Source organism: Hyunsoonleella pacifica (assembly GCF_004310335.1).
In the GTDB taxonomy this organism is placed as follows: Bacteria; Bacteroidota; Bacteroidia; order Flavobacteriales; family Flavobacteriaceae; genus Jejuia; species Jejuia pacifica.
The window spans coordinates 66,209-89,043 of record NZ_SIRS01000008.1; the positions used below are offsets into that span (position 1 = coordinate 66,209).

Here is a 22,835-nt window from a genome sequence, read left to right on the forward strand (position 1 = left end):
ATCTATATTAATTTCAACTCATTTTCGGTTAAACACGAAAAGTCAATATGTGTTATAGTATCACAAGTTTCTCTATTTTCTCCACCTTTTTATTAAGTAGGTTAGATTTTACTGTTAACTTATAAATATAAACGCCCTTCCCAATTTTTTCTCCAAAATCATCTCTTCCATCCCAAACAATATCTTTAGACAGAGAACTGGTTGCTTTTATACCTCCAGATGTTTGCCCATTTAACGTTCTCACTAGCTTACCGGAAACTGTGAATATCTGTATAGAAACGTCTAAAGGTTGTGAACTATTGTGGTTGAACCAAAATTCTGTATAATTCACAAACGGATTTGGATAATTCAACACGTTATTAATTACAAGTTCTTGATCTTCGTCAAATACAATAAATTGAATTTCGGAGGTTGACGAGTTATTATATACATCCCAAGCTTTAAGTGTTAATGTGTGTAACCCTGGCTCTAAATCTCTAAAGGGAAAGCTAACTATTCCTCTTTGGTAATTATCAACTTCGGTTTCGTAATAATCGTTTAAAACAAAAGGATTGGTTTCATCTCCATCAATTATTGCTACTATATCATGACCAATACCGCTAGCTGTATTTATACCATTTGCATCTTCTAATTTTGCCAATAATGTTGGAGACTCATTAGTTATTCCTCCTGAAACAAAATTTTCATCATTCATGAAAATATTGATAACAGGCCCTGTATTATCTTCTTCCGCATTTTCATTTACACCTCCAATTCTTATATTAGATATATCTGCTCCAGTTTGATTTTCAGATAGCACATTATTCCTAGCATAAAAACTTACTCTACCTAAACCAACTGGCACACCAATATCCTTTGGTACTACAAACTCAAATTCAAACTGCCCATTAGTTACTGACGCTTGGCCTCTAAAAACAATAGCACCTAATGTTTTAAAATCCAACTGTATTAAAGTACCTGCATTTGTTGTATTATCATTTGCCAATGTTTGCCTGTCTATAAACTTATCATAAATTGTTGTAGACACTACTCCATTATAGTCACTTAAAAGATTACCATTTACATCTGTAACTTCTCCTGCCAATTTCACTCTACTTAATGCCTTTAAGGTATCAGTAGATTGCGCAATTGGTGTATCGTTTATTTCAGTTAAGCGAATATTTGGTTTAGGAAATGCTAATTTCATAGCTGGGTCTCCAATATAAAACACTAATCTTCTTTGGGATGCAAAACCTATATTAGGGTCATTTTTAGCTAATCTTAAGGCCTCAGCCATAGTTGGATATTCATCATCATCAAAACCATCATTATCACTAAAAGAGAACAAATATTGTCCTAATGTGTTATTGAATGTTATACCAAAATTCACAAATACTTGCCTTGTTGTTGTAATTAAACTTATGGCTCCTGCTTGCTTATTCCAATATGTAAATTCTCCTGCCGTTTGTCTAAAGGGGTTATCAAACTTGGTAAACTCACAAGTTACTGTTACAAAACAGTTTAATTTGCAGAAATTCTTTAAGTTATCAATTGAGGGTACATCAAAAATACGCTCTTGAGACAAGCCTTCTTCTCCTCCATGCCCAAAATAGTTTACCACTAAAGCTCCATTATCTATAGCATTCGAAATTTCTTCGTTAACTTCTGGGTACCTCTCTCCTCCCGCTGAAGATTCTTGCTGAAAAGCATCAGCATGTATCTTTATAACATTTACAAATGGTTTTTCATCGGTAACCTCATCTCCTATATTATCTGTAGTTTGTTGAATTACTCCTTCCCAATTTTCATCTACATCATCAGAAACTACTACATAATTATTACGCCATCTCCCTAAAGATTCTTTTGCATAATAGGAATCTATTTTGTCCACCAATTCTCTTGCTCTTTGCGGAGTATCGGCTAAAACACGACCTACTGCTATATCCAAACGATCACTATTATTCATTGCCCCTTCGTTATCATCCATCATCCCGTAAAAATCATCTGAAACAAAAGAGTTTGTCAAGTTTAAACTACTATAAGAATGCCACGAAGGCACAATATTTGTGTTATTGGGAATTCTGTCTTTGTAATCATAAGACCCGTCTCCAAATAAGCAGAGATATTTAATTCTTCTTTCAGGAGTACTTGCATTATCATAAATATACTTTACTAAATTCCGTATGGCAGCAATATCTGGATTACTTGTACTAAATTCAGTATAAATCTCATCTAAACTTATAACTTTTACATTTAAACTATATTGATTTCGGTTAATTTGCGCCAAACGTTCAGCCTGATTTAGCATATTATTTGGAGCAACTATAAGATAATCGATATCTTGTACCCCTCCATCTAATCCATTAAAAATAGTGCCTTTAATATTTTGATTACGTATAGTTTTGTTAGCATCAAGTTTAGGCTCAAAATAATTTGATGCAGATAACGCCATAAAAACCCTCTCCTCTCCCATAGCTGATGTGAAACTAAAGCTACTCTCTCCTTCAGTGTTTTCCACATTAGACACATTAAAAATATCCGTTACATCCCATACTTCAGATAACCTTGAGGCTTCTGATATAGTATACTCTGCGATTCCAGAATTATTAGTTACACTATTATTTTTGAAGCGAAACTGATTATTTTCAAACTTTAGTAACCTTGTTGCTTCCACTGATATATAATCCAAATACCCTAGAGCACTAGGGTTACCTTGATTGTTATAATTCAATTTTACATTAATTTCCTCTGAAGTCACATTAAGGTCTCCTATAAAAGTATTTTGAGAACCAATTATGATCTCACTTGAAGAGCCAAAAGTTAAATTTTGTATTACAGTACCATTTACACTTACTTCCATTGAAGTATTACTTGAAGAGACCGCTGCTGCATAAACCCTTAAGCTAATAGGATTTGCTGTTACTAAATCTGGAAAATTAAATGTAAACTCTTGTTCATTTTCAATATTAAATCGCTCACCAAACCAACGTCTTCCTACAGTCCCTACGTTATGGATATCTCTCTCATGAAACTGGTATTGTTGATATGTATTTATACTTAAATCAACAGAACCAGAAGGCTGATTAAAAGGCACTATCCGTTTTCCATTACCTCCTCCAGCTGTTATGTAATAATAAGTTCTATCTGTATAAACATTTATATTGGTATTACTCTCTGCATTAAATTCCTTTGGTCCTTCTCCATAAAAAAGTATATAATCTTCATTATCAAAAACACCATCTTGCTCTCCGACAATCTTAATGGCGTTTTCAGTAACGTCAAAAGGTTGAGGTTCAGAATTACTGTAAGGTATCATACGTCCGCCATTCCCATAAATCTTAATAGTTCTAGGATCAATAGTATTTACATTTACACCTAAACTCTGCAAGAAGTTTTTTGAAAGTTTAAAAACACCAGTAGTATCAATATAAAATTTATACCAATTACCAGAATTTAATACTGAATTAGTTATAACCTTAGAATTCTTAAAGCTCTTACTCCTACTAGATAAATTATTACTTTGTGTTTTATAGCTTACTTGAAACGACATTACTTTTTTATAAGCACCTGTTTCATCTTTAACTATTGGAGAAATCTCTAGATAAGCAAATTGATTATCTCTGGATTTTGAATTTCTTAAAGTATACTTTAAAACAGTTGAAATTTTTGATACATCAATATCTAAAAGTTCAGCTTTGGTAATTCGTTGGTAATTTATATTATTTACAACAATAGATGCTTCATTTATATCGTTAGGCACTTCCCATTGCGCAATAAACTGTAATCCTTCATCAAAATCATAACTATAATTTTTTTCATTAAATACTGGAAGTTGAATGCTGTTTTTACCAAAAGTTAAAGTAGTGGTTCCATTCCAATCTATTGAAAAACTTTTTTTTTGCCCAAAAGCAAGACTAAACACTAGAAGTAATAAAATTAAAATTTTCTTTTTCATGAGCTAGAATAACGTGTACAGCTTACAGTTATTATCAAATAAAGCAACAATTTTTTTCTCAACATCAAAAATACAATAATAATTTATGAAAAGTAACGTTATTTCTATGCGATAGTTTAGAGAAAAGTGCCAAAATCATCGATGTAATACATTAAAAATAGGATGAAATACGTATTTTTTTCGTCAAAATGCAAAAAATAGCTTGTTCTGTAAGGTTTAATTCTTATATTGCAGCACCAAAACAAAAATTTAGCTTACTTAAACGTATGGATATGAAAAATGTAGCGATATTAAAAGTATTCTTAATCGCAGTCCTATCGGTTACAGCTTTTAGTTGTAAAAAATCATCTAGCTCTAAAAATAGTTCGAGAGCTACAGGATGGCAAATTAATGGACGAGATGGCGGTTTTCAATACAATACAAACTTCAAGGAACAAGAAACTGCCCCAGGGTTAGTTTTTATTGAAGGTGGTACGTTTACCAAAGGTCGTGTGCAAGATGATGTAATGCACGACTGGAATAACACCCCTACACAACAACACGTTCAATCATTCTACATGGATGAAACTGAAGTTACTAATTTGATGTATGTTGAGTACCTTGACTACATGAAGAAACTTTATCCTCCGGATGATGAACTTTACAAAAACATTTATAATGGTATTTTGCCAGATACACTTGTTTGGAGAAACAGACTTGGATACAATGAAGTAATGACTGAAAATTACTTAAGACACCCTGCTTATGCAGAATATCCTGTAGTTGGTGTAAGTTGGATTCAAGCTGTAGAATATTCGAACTGGAGAACAGACAGAGTTAACGAATTAAACTTACAGAAAAGCGGATATAGAGATATTAATGTAGCTGAAGTTGACCCTGATAACTATTTTAATACAGATAGATATAAAGTTGATCCTAGCGCATACGATAATGGCGATCCTGATGGAAGAAGAAATAGAAATGTAAGAGTTGATGCTGACGGAAACGAGACTGGTGTTTATGCTTCTATGGAAACTGGTGTTATTGGACCAAAGTATAGACTTCCAACAGAAACTGAATGGGAATATGCTGCTTTAGGTTTAAGTGAATTAAGAAGTTATAACCTATACAGAGGACGTAAAAAATATCCATGGGACGGACAATATACACGTTCTGGAAAGCGTAAATATCGTGGCGATCAATTAGCTAACTTTAAACAAGGTAAAGGAGATTACGGTGGAATTGCTGGATGGAGTGATGATGGTGCTGATATTACTAACGCAGTGAAATCTTACGAGCCAAATGATTATGGTTTATACGATATGGCTGGTAATGTAGCTGAATGGGTTGCAGATGTTTACAGACCTATAGTAGATGATGAATTCAATGATTTTAACTACTACAGAGGAAATGTGTACACAAAGAATGCAATTACTGAAGAAGGTACTGTAAAAGTTGTAGAATCTGATGAAGTTATTTACGATACATTATCTAACGGTAGAATTGTTGCAAGAAACCTTCCTGGAGAAATTGTAAAAGTTCCTGTTGACGAAAACGAAACGTATTTAAGACCTAACTTTGATAGAGCAGATAATATTAACTTTAGAGATGGTGATCGTCGTTCTTCTCGTTATTTTGAAAGTTTTGGAGAAGAGGAAGAAGGAGAAACTAAAGCCGATTCTGATACCAGAAAAATGTATAATTCTCCAAAGCATACTATCACAAGAGATTCTTTAGGGAACTTAATTAGAGAATACGATAAATCTAACAGTAGAACTTCATTAATTAATGATGAAGTAAGAGTATACAAAGGAGGCTCTTGGAAAGACAGAGAGTATTGGTTAGATCCTGCTCAAAGACGCTACTTCCCACAAGATATGGCCACTGACTATATTGGCTTTAGATGCGCAATGTCTCGTGTAGGTTCCAAATCTAAAATGAATCAAAAGAAAAAGAGTTAATTTTTAATTCTTACCTAATAAAACTAAAAGTCCTGATGCTAAATCAGGACTTTTTTTTACATTTATTTTATGGATTTAGAAACGCTACACAACATATTTTTAACATGTAATTCTGTTTGTACTGACACCAGAAAAATTAAAGAAGGAAATATCTTCTTTGCTTTAAAAGGCGATAATTTTAATGGAAACACTTATGCGCAAGAAGCTATAAAGAAAGGTGCTAAATATGCCGTAATTGATGAAAAAGAATATGTGACAGAAAACACAATTCTGGTTGACCATGTTTTAGAAACACTTCAACAACTAGCAACATATCATAGAAAATATCTTAAAACACCCATTATTGCATTAACTGGTAGCAATGGGAAAACTACAACCAAAGAGCTTATAAATACCGTTTTATCGCAACAATTTAAGACTAGTGCAACAATAGGTAATTTAAATAACCATATTGGAGTACCTCTTACACTTCTTTCAATGACTAAAGAAACTGACATAGGCATTGTAGAGATGGGAGCTAATCATCAAAAAGAAATTGAATTTTTATGCAATATTGCTTTTCCGGATTATGGATTGATAACAAACTACGGTAAAGCACACCTAGAAGGTTTTGGAGGTGTTGAAGGTGTTATAAAAGGGAAAAGCGAAATGTTCTTGCACCTTAAAACACACAATAAAACGATTTTTTTAAACCTAAATGATTCCATTCAAATTAAAAATGCTAAAGGAGGTAATACATTTACTTTTGGCAAAAGCACTACAAATCCTAATGTGTCTATAAATTTTGTAAGCGCCAAACCTTTTGTAAGCTCAAAATACGGAGACCAAATTATTAATAGTAAATTAATTGGCGATTATAATTTTAGTAACATAGCTGTAGCCATTGCTATTGGTAAGTACTTCAAAATAAATGACGGTAACATTAAAACTGCTATAGAAGGTTATATACCTACAAATAATCGATCTCAAATCATCAAAAAAGAATCTAATAAAATTATTTTAGATGCCTACAATGCTAACCCAACAAGCATGCGTGCTGCACTTTTAAATTTTGAAAACCAAGACGGTTTTAAAATTGCCATTTTAGGCGATATGTTTGAATTAGGGAAAGATGCTAAAGCAGAACATCAAAATATTACTGATTTAGTAGAATCTCTAAATATTGACCAAGTATTTCTCATTGGAGAAAATTTCAACATGTCAAAAACTAAATCTGAAAAAGTAATTCAATTTAAAACCTTTGATGATTTTAAAGCTGTAAATAAAAAAGAGAATTTTAAAAGTAGTACAATCTTAATTAAGGGGTCTCGAGGAATGGCTTTGGAAAGAGTTTTAGAGACACCTTATCTATAAACATATATGTTTTTAGTTTTCTTTACTCGCGAGTTGTGTTTTTAATTCTTTTAATAAAATTTCGATTTCTGATATAATCTCTTCTTTACTAGTTGAAGTTTTGTAGGTCTCAGAAGTTTCATTTAACATGCCATTACTCTGATTTTCTCTTAATAGCCAATTAAGATCTACTTCGGGAAATTCTTCTATTATTTTAATTAAAAATTCTATCGAAACTTTCTTACCATTAACATATTGGGACAATTGAGAATAATTCATCTCAAATTTATCAGCTAAATCTCCTAATTTGCTGTACTTGGTTTTAATTAATTGCCTCAATTTGTCTTCAAACTTCATATCAAAAAAGCATAAAATTTATACTAATAAGTAAATTATTTTGTTTTTGTTTAATTATTTGTATATTTTTGTTGTAAATTCACTCAAAATCCAAACATATTTAAATAAATCATGACAAATTTAAACAAATTATACACACTCTATGACGTTAGTTCAGGAAAAGAAAAGAATGTGCTCAAGGATTTATTAATAAATCACTTACCTAAAGAATATACCAAAATGGTTATAAACAATCTAAAACTGAAAGGTATTCAAGTAGACTCTCAAACAGTAAGAAACACAAAAAGTGGTATTAGTAAAAACATACTTGTTTTTAATGCTATTGTAGAAGTAGCCAAAGAATTCAAAACTATATCCAATCAATTCAAGGATAAGTTAAAGCCATAATCTCATTTTGTTTCATACAATAATTTGATTGAAGAATTAGTATATCCTATAATATATCTCCTTTGAATGAAAAAACACCACTATAACAAAATAGAAAAAAGTTTTGAAGAAATATTTAAAACAGAAGTTACATCAGAACATCAAAGTGCTTTATTCTCTCATTTTGATAGTATAAAAACCGTAGTAAGAGAACCTATCGTAAAACAACAAATAATTCAGTTAGCAAAACTTTGTCAAGAGGTTCCGAATAATTTAACTATCCGATCTACATTAGATGGTGTTTATATTGAATTTTGGTAAACACATTAAACTTGTATCTCTAGGAGGGATTAATTTGCCTTACTCAAAGGCTTCCTAGTGTTGAAAGCATCGAGCCTAAGCTTTTCTAATAGGTTTAGGTTAGATGCTGTATTTATTAAATACTCTTGAGATTTGTATATATAATATTGGATATAACATCTCTAAACAAATCTTTTGTATGTAAAATACTTTGAAACTAGCGACAATAATTTTTTTAAATTGATTAAATGTATAGCAATAAAAGGTCCTGTAATAAAAAAACTTGTAATATTTATTTCCATTTTTGGTTAAACCTTAAACTATCTAAAATCTTATATAATTCAACAAGTGTTTTTGTCCCTTTCATTCCGTAATCATAAATAAATTTTACATCTCCATCTTTAAAAGTAACTTTTAAGGTACTCGTCGAAACATGAAGACTATTTTCAAAATATTTCTTCTTAGAAAATTCTTCATTAAGTTTTTCAATTTCTTTAATGATTTCCTTGTATAACTTTGATTCTATATTTGTAATAAAAATTCCTTTTATTTCGGTTGCAATAATACTGTTTCCTTCTTTATCGACTTTTACAGGTAAAATATCACCTGAATGAGGTATTGAATAATTATCACTACGAGCATTATAAACAGCCACTTTATCAGAGTAAATAACTAAATCGTAATCAGCACCATTAGCATATCCATCAGTAGAGAACTCTATCTTTTGAATTTGAGCTAAACTTTGCAAACAAAAAGTTAAAAGTCCAATAAAAAAAATCAAATTTTTTGTTATCATAATTTTATTTTAATTACAGGGTTCGTCAACACTTGGAGGGAAGCCAATTGGCTCATATGTATATGTTTTACCATTGTCATGCGTAAAACGAAGTGTTTGATTTAGTTCTTCTGCCGCTACAGTATTAACAATATCTAACCAAGCTATGTTAACATTTCTTGGTTTATCAATAGCGTCGAGCGGATTCGTATATTTAGGATAAAGTTCTTCGAAAGTACTTGTCTTTGTTAAAGCCCCTGACCAACACATCTTTTCATAATAGCTAAGAGGTAGTGAATAATCATTTTGTTTACCATATTGCATAAGAGAAATGCCCATATCTTCAACAAAATCAGCCATTAATTCATGATGCGCCTTACCTAAACCATTAGACCTATGGTTTATATAAGCGTTTACAAGGTCTTCAAAGCCTTCCATTGGACTACCATCAGCAGATTCCAAGAACCCTTCCTCAGCCATATAAACAAAGACAGCATGTAAACTCTCATGTATTGCAGTCCTGGCAATAGATAAATCCGTTGCTCGTTGCAAATATGTTTCACTAAATGTTATTGTTATATTACAAGTATGAGAAACAGGATCATACGAAGAAACCGATGTAGTTGCCGCATTAGCGTCCATATTATCTGAAGACTGAATCGTTAGATGAGTACCATCATTCGCTTCAAAAATTTCTAAGACTAACTCAGTTAATGGAGTACAAAGACCTATTGCTTCTTCTATAACTATCCTTTGACAAGGAAAATCTGTAATTGATGTTCCGAATGCTATGTTATTTATATGAGTTGCGTTACTTTCACTACCATCTGGATTAACAGGAGTAGTTAATGATGGGTTAGGGTATGTCACTGTATCGCCAGCGCCTGATGAACCTGTAGTAGTATTACCTGTATCATTATTGTTATTATTACTTCCGTCATTAATGGGTTCACATTCATATGTTTCTATAGTTTCCAAAGTAGGCCACTTAGGTTCTCTTATATTACAACCTTTACAAATACCATTTAAGAAGTCAATATAACTATCACCACAACCACAAGGTGTTTCTATTGCCACAGTAGTCGTAATTACCCAACCAGCACAATCAGTTGGATAAGTCGAACTTCCTCCTCCGCCTCCAGAACCACCTCCTGAAGTCCCTCCTTCTTCATTACCAAAATCTTCTTTACCTATGGGTTTTACCAAATCATCTATTCTTTTTGTAGAAATACTAGTCGAAGAGGATGTTTTAGATGTTATATTTGTCTTAGCAGTTTTACTTTTACCAAAGTTTTTATACTGTGTTACAAACATTCCAGTTGAATCACCAAATTCCTCTAAAGTGATGTTATAAAATGTATCTGGATCATCATCAATGGATTCAATTAACATGGTGTAAGATGTATAGTTTCCTTGCGTAATTTTTTTGACAATACTTGTATCAATAACTATAAGTGATTTATCTGGTAAGTTTTTACTTTGCGTGTTACCCTCTGTTGATACTAATCGAATATTATCATCTACATTGTAATTATTTCTAAGCCTCTCTAAAGTTTTATCTTTAGCAGAAAATGATGTAGATGTAATAACAAAACCTTTATCTATTGCTTGGGGTAAATTGTTTAAAACTTCATCAGTAGCGACAGAACTTTTTTCACAATTGTTGAGAATAAATAATAAGCCAAGACATAAAATACCTGTCCTGAATAAAAAACGAATCTTTTTGTTCATAGTTTGTTGTATAAAATTAATTTAAAAATAAATTCGTCTTAGGAAAAACAACTTAATAAACATACAGAATAAAATGTAATTTCCTATATAAACTCATCGAATTATTCTATAAGAAATTTGGTTAAAGAAATTATATTGAACATACTCCGTATTTATATGAAACAAAAAAATCCGATTTGAAAAACAAATCGGATTTTTTATTGAAGTGGGCGCGAAGGGATTCGAACCCCTGACCCCTTGGGTGTAAACCAAGTGCTCTGAACCAACTGAGCTACGCGCCCTAAATATTAGGTGTGCAAATATAATCTAGTTTTTAATACTGCAAAAACTTTTTTGACAAAAATTTAAATTATTTCTGCTACTACAAATGTACTACCTCCAACAAAAATAAAATCATCTTTTAAAGCTCTTTTTAGTGCTGTTTTATAAGCCTTATTAACAGAGCTATATGTTGCTCCAATACACCCAAATGGTTTTAATTCTTCTTGCAATTGCTTGGCATTCTTACCTCTTGGGATATCTGGTTTGCAAAAATAATATGTGGCATCCTTAGGTAGTAGAGCTACAATAGCACTCAAATCTTTATCATTTACCACTCCAAAAACTATATGTAAGTTATGATACGCTTGATTTGAGATTTGATGCATTACAAAACTAAGCCCCTCCCTGTTATGTCCTGTATCGCATACCACTTTAGGTGCTTCGCTTATCACTTGCCACCTACCTAACAATCCTGTATTCTTAACAACATTTAAAAAACCTACATCTATAGCTTTTTTGGAAATCTTATAGCCTTTTTGCTTTAGTACTTCAATGGTTTGAAACGCAGTTTTTATATTCTTTTTTTGGTAGTACCCTACCATATCAGAAGCATAGGTTTTATTAACCAATTGGTCTGCATATACAACTTTAGTAGTATTTGCCTTAGCTATCGCATTAAATACCGGTTGTGTTTCTGGTTGTGTTTCTCCAACTACCACTGGTACATTTGGTTTAATAATTCCTGCTTTTTCGGCGGCAATCAATTCTAGGGTATTACCAAGAAACTGTACATGGTCTAAGCCTATATTTGTAATAACTGAAACTTCTGGAGTTATGATATTTGTAGAATCCAATCTCCCTCCCATACCTACTTCTACCACAGCAATATCAACGGCTTGTTTTGAAAAATATTCAAATGCCATACTTACTGTCATTTCAAAAAAAGAAACTTGACTGGCTTCCAAAAAGGCTTTGTGTTTTTTTATAAAGCCCATTACAAATTGCTTGCTTACAGGTTTACCATTAATTCTTATGCGCTCTCTAAAGTCTTTTAAATGAGGGGAGGTATACAGCCCAACCTTATAACCTGCTTCTTGTAAAATAGAAGCTATCATGTGGCTAGTAGAACCTTTACCATTGGTACCTGCTACATGAACAGATTTAAAGGTTTTTTCTGGATGATGTAAATATTCTGCTAGTTTTAATGTATTTGATAAATCTTTTTTGAATGCAGTTTTACCTTGGCGTTGATACATTGGCAGTTGTGCAAACATCCAATCTAAAGTATCTTGATAAGTCATTCTTCTATTGACTCAATTTGAAGTTAACACTAACAAAACCTATTTGGCGCGATGGTGCTTTAGTATCTGAAGGCCACTTATGGGACAGTGCTATTTTTTTTGCTGGCTCTAATAAACATTGTGCTGTATTGGTAGTACCTTTTACTCCTGGTGTAGCTTCAATAACATTTCCACTTCTGTTTACCACTATTTTAACAATAACTAACCCAGATTCATTACAATCTTGCTTTAATCTTTTAAATGACGCTCTACCACGTCCATTTAAACCATATCCTACTCCTCCACGTCCTGTTCCCTGACCTCCAAAATAACTTGGTGCATAAGGGTTTCCATCCAATTGTCCTTTGTCTCCTGCTCTATTATCGTTGCCTTCACTTCCTGTTTCAGATCCATCAGATTTACTTACACCACCAATCAAAGCATCCAATTTTTTACGCTTTTCTTCTTGTTCTCGTTTTTCTTTTGCTATTCTATCTGCTTCTGCCTTAGCTTTTGCCTCTGCAATGGCTTTTGCTTTTGCTTCGGCCTCTTTCTGTTTCTTTATTGCGATGTCCTCAGCGTTGTCCTGAGTTAGCACTTCCTCCTTCGCTTCAGCCGATTTTGTTGGTTCTTCTTTTGTAGATTCTGGCTTTGGTATGTCTTCAGTAACTTTCGGTTCAGACTTTACAGGTTTCTTAGGTTGAATATTTCCTTTTCCAAAATCTGAATTTCCAAAATTCACAGCTACTCCGTATTCTTCTGGAGGATCCATATATGGAGGACCAACCACAAACAATAGCAATAAAATAATAATAGCTAGAAGTGCTGTTATTTTGGCTGAATTACGCTCATGTTTGGTTTCTAGATACTTCATATCATTATTCTGCAAAAGTTATTCCGAAGAAAATTAAAAACCTATTTATTAGGTTTAACGGCTAGAATCACTTTAAATTTATTTCTATTAGCAATATCCATTACTTTAACAACATTCTCTACTGGAACAGATTTTTCAGCTCTTAAAACAATCGTTGGCTTATCTTCTTTTGATAACGCTGCTAATAATTCATTTTCTAAAACACTTACACCTACTCGTTTTTGATCTATATAATAGGTTAAATCTTTTTTAATACTAACAGCAACCGATTTTTTATTTTCAGTTTTCCCACTTGCCTTAGGTAATAAAATGTCTATAGCATTTGTTGTTACCAGCGTAGAGGCTATCATAAAAAAGATTAATAACAGAAATACAATATCCGTCATAGACGACATATTGAATTCAGGAGTTACCTTGTTTCTTCCTCTAATATTCATATTATGTAGGCTCGTTTAAGTGATCTAAAAACTCTAAAGAATTGGCTTCCATTTGATACACTACTTTATTAGTTCTTACTACCAGATGGTTATATGCAATATAACCTACAATACCTACTATTAAACCAGCTACTGTAGTTGTCATAGCAGTATAAAGTCCACTAGCTAAAGTATCCATTTGAATAGTCCCACCTGCATTTGCAAGTTCAAAAATTGCTAAAATCATTCCAATTACCGTTCCTAAGAAACCTATCATTGGAGCCGCTCCTGAAATTGTTGCCAATACGCTCACATTTTTTTCTAGCTTATAGATTTCTAACCGTCCTGCATTTTCAATAGCCGTATTGATATCCGCTAAAGGTTTTCCTATTCTTGTAATCCCCTTTGCTATGAGTCTTGACACGGGAGAGTTGACTTGGGCGCATAACATTTGTGCTGAATCAATTTTTCCATTGCTTACATGATCTTTAATTTGATTCATAAAGTTAGCATCTACGTTAGAGGCCGCTTTTATTGCAAAAAGTCTTTCAAAATAAATATAAGTGGCCACAATTAGTAATAAAAATAGAATAGCAATGATAATCTGCCCTGCAGCTCCACCGCTACTTATAAGTTCTATTATAGAAAGTGTTTTTTCAACAGATTCCCCATCTGTTAATTCTGTCCCTTCTTGGGTATTTTGTAGTAATAATATGTTTAGCATATAGTTTTGGGTTAAATGCAACTGTATAACGTTTGTTTTGTTGCTAAAGTATAATGTTTAAAGTTTTCAGTTTTATTTATGCTTCTAAAAAAAGAAAGATTAGTAAAAATACTAATCTTTCAAATTCTATACCAATTAATATTTTTAGTTAAAATAATGTTCTGGTTACCATAAATGCTGCAGCTCCAACTAAAAAACCAACAAGTGCTAACCAAGAAATCTTTTTCAAATACCAGAAAAAATCTATTTTTTCCATTCCCATTGCAACTACACCAGCTGCAGATCCTATTATTAACATACTTCCACCAGTTCCTGCTGAATAAGCAATAAAGTGCCATAACTCATGATCTAATGGCTCAGAAAACATCCCTAAACTAGCTGCTACTAGAGGCACGTTATCAATAACTGCTGAACCTACCCCAAGGAATAATACAACTAAGTCTGAAACTCCTCCTGCATGCATTTCTGTTCCTAATTGTGGGGTAGACTCTCTCAACCAATCTGCGGCACCAAAAAGTATTCCTAGAGATTCAAGAGCTGCAACAGCCATTAAAATTCCTAAGAAAAATAGAATACTTGGTAATTCTATTTTAGATAATGAATGGTGTACTGGACTATGATGTGCATGAGCATCATGTTCTTCCGAATCATGACCAGACATACTAAATTTAGAGCTACTATAAATCTCTGCAAAAGTTGCAACTACTCCTAATGATAACATCATACCTACATAAGGTGGTAAATGAGTAATCATCTTAAATATTGGTACAAAAACAATTGCTCCTAATCCTAAATAAAGCATAGTACCACTAAATCTAGATTTTGTTTTCTCTTTATCTTCAACTATGTTGAGATCTCCTTTAAATGCTGGTAAAAATGACGCTATTAATGATGGTACTATCATACATAATAAAGAAGGAATAAATAAATATCCTATTAAATGACCAGTAGTAACTTTTTTACCAATCCATAGCATTGTTGTAGTAACATCTCCAATTGGAGACCAGGCTCCTCCTGCATTTGCTGCAATTATAATTAAACCTGCATACCAAATTCTTACATCTCTATCCTTAACAATCTTTTGTAGTATAGAAATTAATACTATTGTTGCTGTTAAGTTATCTATAATAGCTGATAAAATAAAAGCTAAAATTGAGAAAATCCATAATATTTTTGTTTTCTTCTTAGTTCTTATAAACCCTTTTATAGTAGCAAATCCATCAAAATAATCTATTATTTCTACAATTGTCATTGCACCTAAAAGAAACACAAGTATTTCTGCGGTTTTACCTAGATGATGCAATAATGTTTCTTCCATTAAGTGCATTTTTTCTTCATGCTCAAATGCACCAAAATTTTCTAGCAGTGCATGCTTCCCAGAATCAAACCACTGCGGGAAACTTTCTAGTCCAAGAGCTATTAAAGCCCAACATATAGCCATCATTACTAGTGCTGGGATTAATTTATCTATTTTAATACTATGCTCCAAGGTTATGGCTAAATAGCCCATAACAAATACTAGAATAATCGCTGCTTCCATAAGTTTTAGTTTATATCAGTTGGTTAAGCGCAATTTCAAAAGCAGTTGCGCTAATTTTAGTTTTAGATTTATTTTTATTATGTATGTTTTCTAATGCTTTCCTAATTGTTGTAGAGGTATCATTAAATATCGCTTCATCTGTCATTTGCACTTTTCGTTCCATAAAATAGGCAAAAACTCTTGCCATTCCGCAATTTGATATAAAATCTGGGATTAAGCTTACTTTAGAGTCTGTATGTTCCATAATAGGTCCAAAAAATATTTCTTTATCCGCAAATGGCACATTGGCTCCACAAGAAATTACCTCTAAACCACTATCAATCATTTCACTAATCTGACGACTAGAAATTAATCTTGATGCAGCACAAGGTGCAAAAATCTCTGTTTGTAATCCCCAAATTCTTTTATTTACCTCCTTAAAAGGAATTAAATTATCGGCTACTAAAGTATTACCCTTTTTCGCAAGAAACAAATGATTTATATCATGAAATGAAAATCCTTCCTCTTTTATTAATCCTCCCACTATATCTATAACTCCAACAATTTTAGCACCCATTTGTGCTAGATAAAAAGCTGCTGCAGCACCTACATTTCCAAACCCCTGAATAACAGCTCTTTTTCCCTTTACAGAACCGCCATAAATATCATAATAGTGTTTTGTAGCTTCAGCAACTCCAAAGCCTGTTATCATATCAGCAACGGTATATTTTTTTTTAACATCGGGAGAATACAGTGGATTCTCAATAACTTTGATGACACCTTGTCGTAACTGCCCTATCCTATTTATCTTATCGGCTTCAGTGGGCTTAAAGAAGCCATTAAACACACCTTCTTGTGGATGCCAAACTCCGCTTTCTTCTGTAATTGGTATCACTTCATGAATTTCATCTACATTTAAATCTCCTCCAGTGCCATAATAACTCTTTAACAATGGAGAAACAGCCTTATACCAGCGTTCTAAAACACCTTTTTTTCTTGAATCTTTAGGATCAAAATTAATCCCTGATTTAGCACCTCCAATTGGTGGTCCCGATACTGTAAATTTAATTTCCATTGTTTTGGCCAGAGATAACACCTCATTCATATCCAAGCCTTTTCGCATTCTGGTTCCGCCGCCAGCAGCTCCTCCTCTTAATGAATTAATTACAACCCAACCTTCTGCTTCAGTTTGAGCATCTTTCCAATAAAAAACAATTTCGGGAACTTTATTTTCGTACTTATTTAATAATTCTTTCATTTTTACTTTTTACGATTCTTTTTTAAACTAACACATTGTTGATTTAGGACAACTAAATGATGTGAAGCTAAAGCTGAGTCATAATAGAAAAATTAAAAGTTATTATAACAAATATAAAAAACTATAAGACCTTAGAATATTAAATTGTTATTAAATTTCTGGCTCATAGACAACACCTGAAGAATGGTTCTTATTAGCTCCAGTAACAGTTTTAAGACAATTAATTTCATTTCGAAGTTTAAGCACTCCCAACAATGCAAAAATTAAAGCTTCTTTAAATTCTATAGTAGTAGTATCAGGAAGAATAATGTCATTTTTGGTATGATATTTCATCCGATCTATGAGATAATCATTGTAAGCACCTCCTCCTGTTACCAAAACTGAAGCGTTTTTTTTGCTGTTTATAGATTCTGATATTTGTATAGCTATATGTTCGCAAAATGTGCATAAAACATCATTAACCGTCAATTTAAAACTGTCTAGTAAAGGAAAAATAAAAGATTTAACCCATTCTATCCCTAGTGATTTAGGAAATGATAAATGGTAAAAATCTAAGTTATTAAGTGAGTCTAGTAACTCTTTATTAATTTTACCCGCTGATGCTAAACTTCCCTTATTGTCATAATCTAACCCCAGTTGTCTTGTGTAATAATTAAGTACTATATTAACCGGACAAATGTCATAAGCTATATAATCACTATCTATGAATGTTGAAATATTAGCAAACCCTCCTAGATTTAGACAGAAATCATATTTAAAAAACAAAAGCTTATCTCCAATAGGTACTAAAGGGGCTCCTTGTCCTCCAAGTGCTACATCTTGAACTCTAAAATCGCAAACTACTTTTATACCTAAATTCTCTGCTAAAACTGGCAGATTTCCTATTTGATAGGTATAGCCTTCATCTGGACTATGAAGTGCTGTATGTCCATGAGAAGAAATAACATCAATAATATTTATACCATTTTTAGAAATAAACTTTTTAATAACATCAGAAAGAAAAACAGTATACTTTTTATCAATTTCGTTTAATTCTTCTTTTTCATAATTAATTAAATTACTTAAAATATGTTTCCATTCAGCATTGTAAGGTATCGTTTCAAAAAAAGTTATTTTAAAAGACCAAGATTGTTGATATTTAAAATTTACATAAACTAAATCGATACCATCTAATGAAGTCCCAGACATCACACCAATTACATCGTAAGTTTCTTTAATCATGCAAACAAAAATAGGAATACAAATTGAAAAATTCACACTAAAAAGCTATATTTGTAAGCTTTTTTTATTAAAAATACATTTTAATTACGAATTATGAATTTTAACCTTTCTGAAGAACATAAAATGATTCGTGACGCTGCTCGCGATTTCGCTCAAACTGAATTACTCCCTGGCGTTATAGAACGTGATGAAAAACAGAGCTTTCCTGATAACCTTGTAAAGAAAATGGGAGAACTTGGTTTTATGGGGGTTATGGTAGACCCCAAATATGGTGGAAGCGGAATGGATACCATTTCTTATGTTCTTATTATGGAGGAACTTTCTAAAATTGATGCTTCGGCATCAGTAATAGTTTCGGTTAATAATTCTTTAGTTTGTTATGGTCTTGAAGCTTATGGTACTGAAGAGCAAAAACAAAAATATTTAACAAAACTAGCTACTGGCGAGTTTGTTGGCGCATTTTGTTTAAGCGAACCTGAAGCGGGAAGTGATGCTACGTCTCAAAGAACAACTGCCATTGACAAAGGAGACCATTACATTTTAAATGGCACTAAAAATTGGATCACTAATGGAGGTAGAGCTGATGTATATTTGGTAATTGCTCAAACCGATAGAGACAAAGGTTCCCATGGTATCAATGCATTTATTGTTGAAAAAGGAATGGAAGGATTTGATATTGGTCCTAAAGAAGATAAATTAGGTATTCGCGGAAGTGACACACATACATTACAATTTAATGATGTGAAAGTACCAAAAGAAAACAGAATTGGTGTTAATGGCTCAGGGTTTAGATTTGCTATGAAAACTTTATCAGGTGGTCGTATAGGTATTGCTGCTCAAGCTTTAGGTATTGCCCAAGGCGCCTATGATTTAGCATTAAAATATTCTAAAGTACGTAAAGCATTCGGAACAGAAATATGTAATCATCAAGCTATAGCTTTTAAATTAGCAGACATGTATACCGAAATAGAAGCTGCAAGACTATTAGTTATGAAAGCTGCAGCTGATAAAGATGAAGGCAAAAACTATGATAAATCTAGTGCAATGGCTAAACTATATGCATCTAAAGTAGCTATGGAGCAAACCGTTGAAGCTGTTCAAATTCATGGAGGAAATGGTTTTGTAAAAGAATACCATGTAGAACGCTTAATGAGAGACGCTAAAATTACTCAAATTTATGAGGGTACTTCAGAGATTCAAAAGATTGTTATTTCTAGAAGTGTCTTAAGGGATTAAATTATTCTAAATTATCTTTTAAGGGTAAAGTGCCCTCGATCAATACTACCATCTTTAAAAATGGCTATATACCAATAATCATTTTGTGGAGCTAAGTTACCATTGTATCGTCCATCCCAGCTATAATTATTTTTTTTATCTAAATAAGAAATCAGTTTACCAAATCGATCATAAACTTTAATTCTGATAGATTCTAATTCATTTTCAGGCAATCCTAATACTCTCCAAAAATCATTAAAACCGTCATTATTAGGGGTAAAAAAACTTGGATACCCCAAAATATATACATCTTCCTGTACCGTAGGCTCACACTGATTTATATCTCTAACATAAACCGTGTGTTTCCCCGCTGGAATATTCTCGAAACTATAAGAATTCTCTCCTTCAAAATAAGTAGTATTATCCATAGAAAACTCATAGCTGTTGCTGCCTTCGACTTGTATATCTATGACATGACTATTTTTAAACAACTTATTAATTTCTACTCTCGTAAAAGATGGTTGCTCTGTTCTATTAATTATGAAATCTTTTGTATTTAGACACTCTATACCATTCTCAAATTTGTAGGCAATATGTTGATATGTACCTGGTTCACTAAAACTTAACTCTCTTTGGGTTGATATTATATCTCCAGTGTTGCTATTTACCCATTCATATCTATCATTTAGAACATCTCCTGTTAGTACTATAGGTTGATTTTTACAAATAAGATATTCATCATTAATATCTATTTTAGGAGAAGGATTAACAATCAAATCAAATGAAGATATACCACTACAAGATAAATTTTCTTCTTGAGCTCTAACCCAAATAGTAGTAGATTCTGAAGTAAAAAAACGATCTCTAATTTCATTTAATTCTGTTAGCGCATCGTCCAGTGTGGAATAATACTTTAGACTTGTGGACATGGCTAAATTAACTTCACTTCTAATATCCTCCTTTTTAAAACCTATAGGAAAAACGCCTAACCCATCATTAGCATTTAAATCTGAGTTATCACAAACGTACATTTCCGTAATATTTCCCAAATCAACAAACACAGCAGATATAAAAAAGGATGTTATTTCAAAACAACCATTTTCATTTGTAACTCTAACAAAAATTTCATGATTAAGGGTTTGGTTAGTGTAACTCTCTGGGTTTGGAATAGGATCTCTATTTAATTCTGCATCTAGTCTATTCTGAAAAAACACTAACTCTTCATTGAATAAAGGGTCTGTAATCTTATCTCTTATAGCATTTAAATTAAATAAAGAAATACCATCTGTATCAACATCACATTGTATCAGTTCTTGGTTTTCTATCAAACTAGGAAGTTTATATACTCTTATATCTTTGGTTACCGTTATAGGGCAGTTGTTTACAGTAATTGTTGCTTTAACTTTATAAGTACCTGATGTAGTATAAATATGTTGAGGATTGATAAGGTTTGATGTATTACCATCACCAAAATCCCATACTGCTTCAGTAATTTCTCCATAAGTATCCACTTCCATAGGAATTGGTTCTCCAAGACAAGCACTTTCTGCTAAAATTCGTGTTCTAAAATAAGATTGTATAAAGGTTGGTAGTCCAAGCCTAGATTCTCCACTCCTTAAATTTATTGAATTATGCCTATAATTGGCCTGAACTCCTAAAATTTCAGGATTGTTTACTTCTCCTAGAAATGAAGTTCCTATATTCTGACTTACTGGCAAAGCTCTATAAATTTTTCCATTTTTTGCTAGTTGAAGACTCCCTGCTGTTAAATCGCTGAACTCTTCATGTAATGAAGTGGAATACTGCTGAGGATTGAAGTTTGATATATCATATTGATATAATAAATTCTTTCTTTCTTCATCTGGTTGAAATCCACTACCGTCATTACCAAGCATCCCTTGACGAATTAAAGACGCATATAAATACTTAGAGTCATTCGAGAATTCTACTCCAAACGCCGATACTACTTCAAAAAAAACAAAAGAAGTTAAGAGGTTTTTCTTGTTGCTTACCACTCCACTTTCAGGGTTAAAATCAAAAACCATCAAATGGTCAGACACAGATTGCGGTCTATAATTGGCGCAAGCAACTTTTCGTCCATTTGGTGAGAACTTCATTTGCCCAATTTGTAAACCATTGTATCCAAGTCCATCAGTTATAACTGGACTATCAATATCTCCATTCTCTGCTATCTTGTAAGCATAAAAAGAGGTATAATCATCATTTTCATTTTTCCGAGTTGTTAACAACCAAATAGACTTTCCATCTGCGTGGTGTACAGCAGTAATTTTCCCAACACCTAGTCTGTTTAATAAATTTTCGTTTTTTAAAACAACTTCTCCCAAACCACCATCTCTATTCATATCAACTATAGAATATCTTAACCCATTAGCTGATGTAATTGTAAATACATAATATAATCCTTCTTGATTAGTTATAGGAATGATTATTGTGTTAAGCAAAACTGGAGGTTCTGTTATTATCGGCCCTCCCATTCCAAGAGTTCCGGCTAAGACCCCATTAATCATTATACTATGATTTCTATTCCATACATTAGTACCATTTGTATAAAACAATAAATTACCATCTTTATCTGAAATTGCAGCACAGGCATTAGAGGCTATCATAGCTCCATCGGTAAGTACTTCGGGATTATTCTGAAGGTTAAAAAATAATCCAGCTCTCTCTCCAAAATACCAATGATTACTATGATTCTGTGCAAATAAATTATTTCCAGCAATAAATAAAAGTAAAAAAGAAGTAATAAGTGCTTCTTTACATAGAGCATCAAAGAAATTGGGCTGCTTGTAAAATATCAAAAATGTCTTTAATCTCAGGTAAATCATAGCACTAAAACCAGAGTTTTATACAAATTTAATCATTCTATGTCATTAAAAGATGCTTTTTAACTAAAGGTTAATGCTTCCTTCTTTGAAATCTTTAAAAAGTTAAAGCATTAACAAAGAAAACTTTAGCCGTTTTTATTCTACAAAAAAAGTAAAAACTATGGCTATCCGATTAGAGTATTAATCTATTAAACTTGAAACATAATAGTCTAAATAAAAAAAATCCCTTCACTATAAATAATGAAGGGATTCAAAAAAGGCAACGACCTATTAATGTCTGCATGTGCATACAAGCGCAGCATAGTATAAACAGGTGCAGGAATTAATCACGCCATGGGCGTGACTCCTATAAATTATTTTTAAACAAAAAAAGAGTCTAACTACAATTGTAATTAGACTCTTCAAAAAAGGCGGCGACCTACTCTTCCACAAGTGTAGTACCATCGGCGCTAATGGGCTTAACTTCTCTGTTCGGAATGGTAAGAG

Annotated in this window: 17 protein-coding genes, 1 tRNA gene and 1 rRNA gene; 5 read left to right on the forward strand and 14 right to left on the reverse strand. The window is 32.4% G+C overall.

Features of this window, described 5'->3' with window-relative positions; all coding sequences use genetic code 11:
- Positions 1 to 52: 52 nt before the first annotated feature.
- Positions 53 to 3,934 (reverse strand): type IX secretion system sortase PorU, encoded by a 3,882-nt coding sequence (porU, locus tag EYD46_RS17330; protein ID WP_130938441.1) that lies wholly within the window; start codon positions 3,932 to 3,934, stop codon positions 53 to 55.
- A 266-nt stretch (positions 3,935 to 4,200) separates the two neighbouring features.
- Here porU and gldJ point away from each other — a divergent pair, with 266 nt between their 5' ends.
- Together gldJ and EYD46_RS17340 are read left to right on the forward strand one after the other, a co-directional pair.
- On the forward strand, positions 4,201 to 5,874 hold the full coding sequence (gene gldJ / locus EYD46_RS17335; RefSeq protein WP_130938459.1) for a gliding motility lipoprotein GldJ: 1,674 nt from the start codon (positions 4,201 to 4,203) through the stop codon (positions 5,872 to 5,874).
- 69 nt (positions 5,875 to 5,943) lie between these two features.
- A complete protein-coding gene (locus EYD46_RS17340; RefSeq protein ID WP_130938442.1) occupies positions 5,944 to 7,227 on the forward strand; it encodes a UDP-N-acetylmuramoyl-tripeptide--D-alanyl-D-alanine ligase in 1,284 nt (427 codons plus the stop codon).
- 12 nt (positions 7,228 to 7,239) lie between these two features.
- On the opposite strand, the gene EYD46_RS17345 is transcribed toward EYD46_RS17340, so the two are convergent.
- Positions 7,240 to 7,563, reverse strand: coding sequence for a helix-turn-helix domain-containing protein (locus EYD46_RS17345; protein ID WP_130938443.1), 324 nt, complete (start codon positions 7,561 to 7,563; stop codon positions 7,240 to 7,242).
- A 111-nt stretch (positions 7,564 to 7,674) separates the two neighbouring features.
- On the opposite strand from EYD46_RS17345, the gene EYD46_RS17350 reads away from it, so the two are divergent.
- Together EYD46_RS17350 and EYD46_RS17355 are read left to right on the forward strand one after the other, a co-directional pair.
- Positions 7,675 to 7,950, forward strand: coding sequence for a hypothetical protein (locus tag EYD46_RS17350; protein ID WP_130938444.1), 276 nt, complete (start codon positions 7,675 to 7,677; stop codon positions 7,948 to 7,950).
- Positions 7,951 to 8,016: 66 nt separating this feature from the next.
- A complete protein-coding gene (locus EYD46_RS17355; RefSeq protein ID WP_130938445.1) occupies positions 8,017 to 8,250 on the forward strand; it encodes a hypothetical protein in 234 nt (77 codons plus the stop codon).
- A gap of 271 nt (positions 8,251 to 8,521) precedes the next feature.
- Here EYD46_RS17355 and EYD46_RS17360 read toward each other — a convergent pair whose 3' ends face one another.
- The 10 genes from EYD46_RS17360 to EYD46_RS17405 form a co-directional block, all read right to left on the reverse strand.
- Positions 8,522 to 9,025, reverse strand: a complete 504-nt coding sequence (locus EYD46_RS17360) for a DUF6438 domain-containing protein (RefSeq protein ID WP_130938446.1) — start codon at positions 9,023 to 9,025, stop codon at positions 8,522 to 8,524.
- Between the two features lie 9 nt (positions 9,026 to 9,034).
- Positions 9,035 to 10,735: a hypothetical protein gene (locus tag EYD46_RS17365; RefSeq protein ID WP_130938447.1), complete on the reverse strand. Its 1,701-nt coding sequence runs from the start codon at positions 10,733 to 10,735 to the stop codon at positions 9,035 to 9,037.
- Between the two features lie 206 nt (positions 10,736 to 10,941).
- A tRNA-Val gene (locus tag EYD46_RS17370) sits at positions 10,942 to 11,016 on the reverse strand.
- 63 nt (positions 11,017 to 11,079) lie between these two features.
- Positions 11,080 to 12,297 (reverse strand): bifunctional folylpolyglutamate synthase/dihydrofolate synthase, encoded by a 1,218-nt coding sequence (locus EYD46_RS17375; RefSeq protein WP_130938448.1) that lies wholly within the window; start codon positions 12,295 to 12,297, stop codon positions 11,080 to 11,082.
- 4 nt (positions 12,298 to 12,301) lie between these two features.
- The gene (locus tag EYD46_RS17380; RefSeq protein WP_130938449.1) at positions 12,302 to 13,150 is read right to left on the reverse strand and encodes an energy transducer TonB; all 849 of its coding nucleotides are present in this window, start codon (positions 13,148 to 13,150) and stop codon (positions 12,302 to 12,304) included.
- Positions 13,151 to 13,191: 41 nt separating this feature from the next.
- On the reverse strand, positions 13,192 to 13,587 hold the full coding sequence (locus EYD46_RS17385) for an ExbD/TolR family protein (protein WP_130938450.1): 396 nt from the start codon (positions 13,585 to 13,587) through the stop codon (positions 13,192 to 13,194).
- A 1-nt stretch (position 13,588) separates the two neighbouring features.
- Positions 13,589 to 14,290: a MotA/TolQ/ExbB proton channel family protein gene (locus tag EYD46_RS17390; protein ID WP_130938451.1), complete on the reverse strand. Its 702-nt coding sequence runs from the start codon at positions 14,288 to 14,290 to the stop codon at positions 13,589 to 13,591.
- Positions 14,291 to 14,438: 148 nt separating this feature from the next.
- On the reverse strand, positions 14,439 to 15,830 hold the full coding sequence (gene nhaD / locus EYD46_RS17395) for a sodium:proton antiporter NhaD (protein WP_130938452.1): 1,392 nt from the start codon (positions 15,828 to 15,830) through the stop codon (positions 14,439 to 14,441).
- 10 nt (positions 15,831 to 15,840) lie between these two features.
- On the reverse strand, positions 15,841 to 17,067 hold the full coding sequence (locus tag EYD46_RS17400; RefSeq protein ID WP_130938453.1) for a Glu/Leu/Phe/Val dehydrogenase dimerization domain-containing protein: 1,227 nt from the start codon (positions 17,065 to 17,067) through the stop codon (positions 15,841 to 15,843).
- 150 nt (positions 17,068 to 17,217) lie between these two features.
- Entirely contained in the window at positions 17,218 to 18,288 is a 1,071-nt protein-coding gene (locus EYD46_RS17405) for an anhydro-N-acetylmuramic acid kinase (RefSeq protein WP_130938454.1), read from the reverse strand.
- Positions 18,289 to 18,381: 93 nt separating this feature from the next.
- Here EYD46_RS17405 and EYD46_RS17410 point away from each other — a divergent pair, with 93 nt between their 5' ends.
- A complete protein-coding gene (locus EYD46_RS17410) occupies positions 18,382 to 19,524 on the forward strand; it encodes an acyl-CoA dehydrogenase (RefSeq protein ID WP_130938455.1) in 1,143 nt (380 codons plus the stop codon).
- Positions 19,525 to 19,535: 11 nt separating this feature from the next.
- Here the strand turns inward: EYD46_RS17410 and EYD46_RS17415 are convergent, their stop codons facing one another.
- Positions 19,536 to 22,322 carry a T9SS type B sorting domain-containing protein gene (locus EYD46_RS17415; RefSeq protein WP_165454412.1) on the reverse strand — a complete coding sequence of 929 codons (2,787 nt, stop codon included), beginning with the start codon at positions 22,320 to 22,322 and terminating at the stop codon, positions 19,536 to 19,538.
- 432 nt (positions 22,323 to 22,754) lie between these two features.
- A 5S ribosomal RNA gene (rrf, locus tag EYD46_RS17420) occupies positions 22,755 to 22,835 on the reverse strand; the annotation flags it as partial.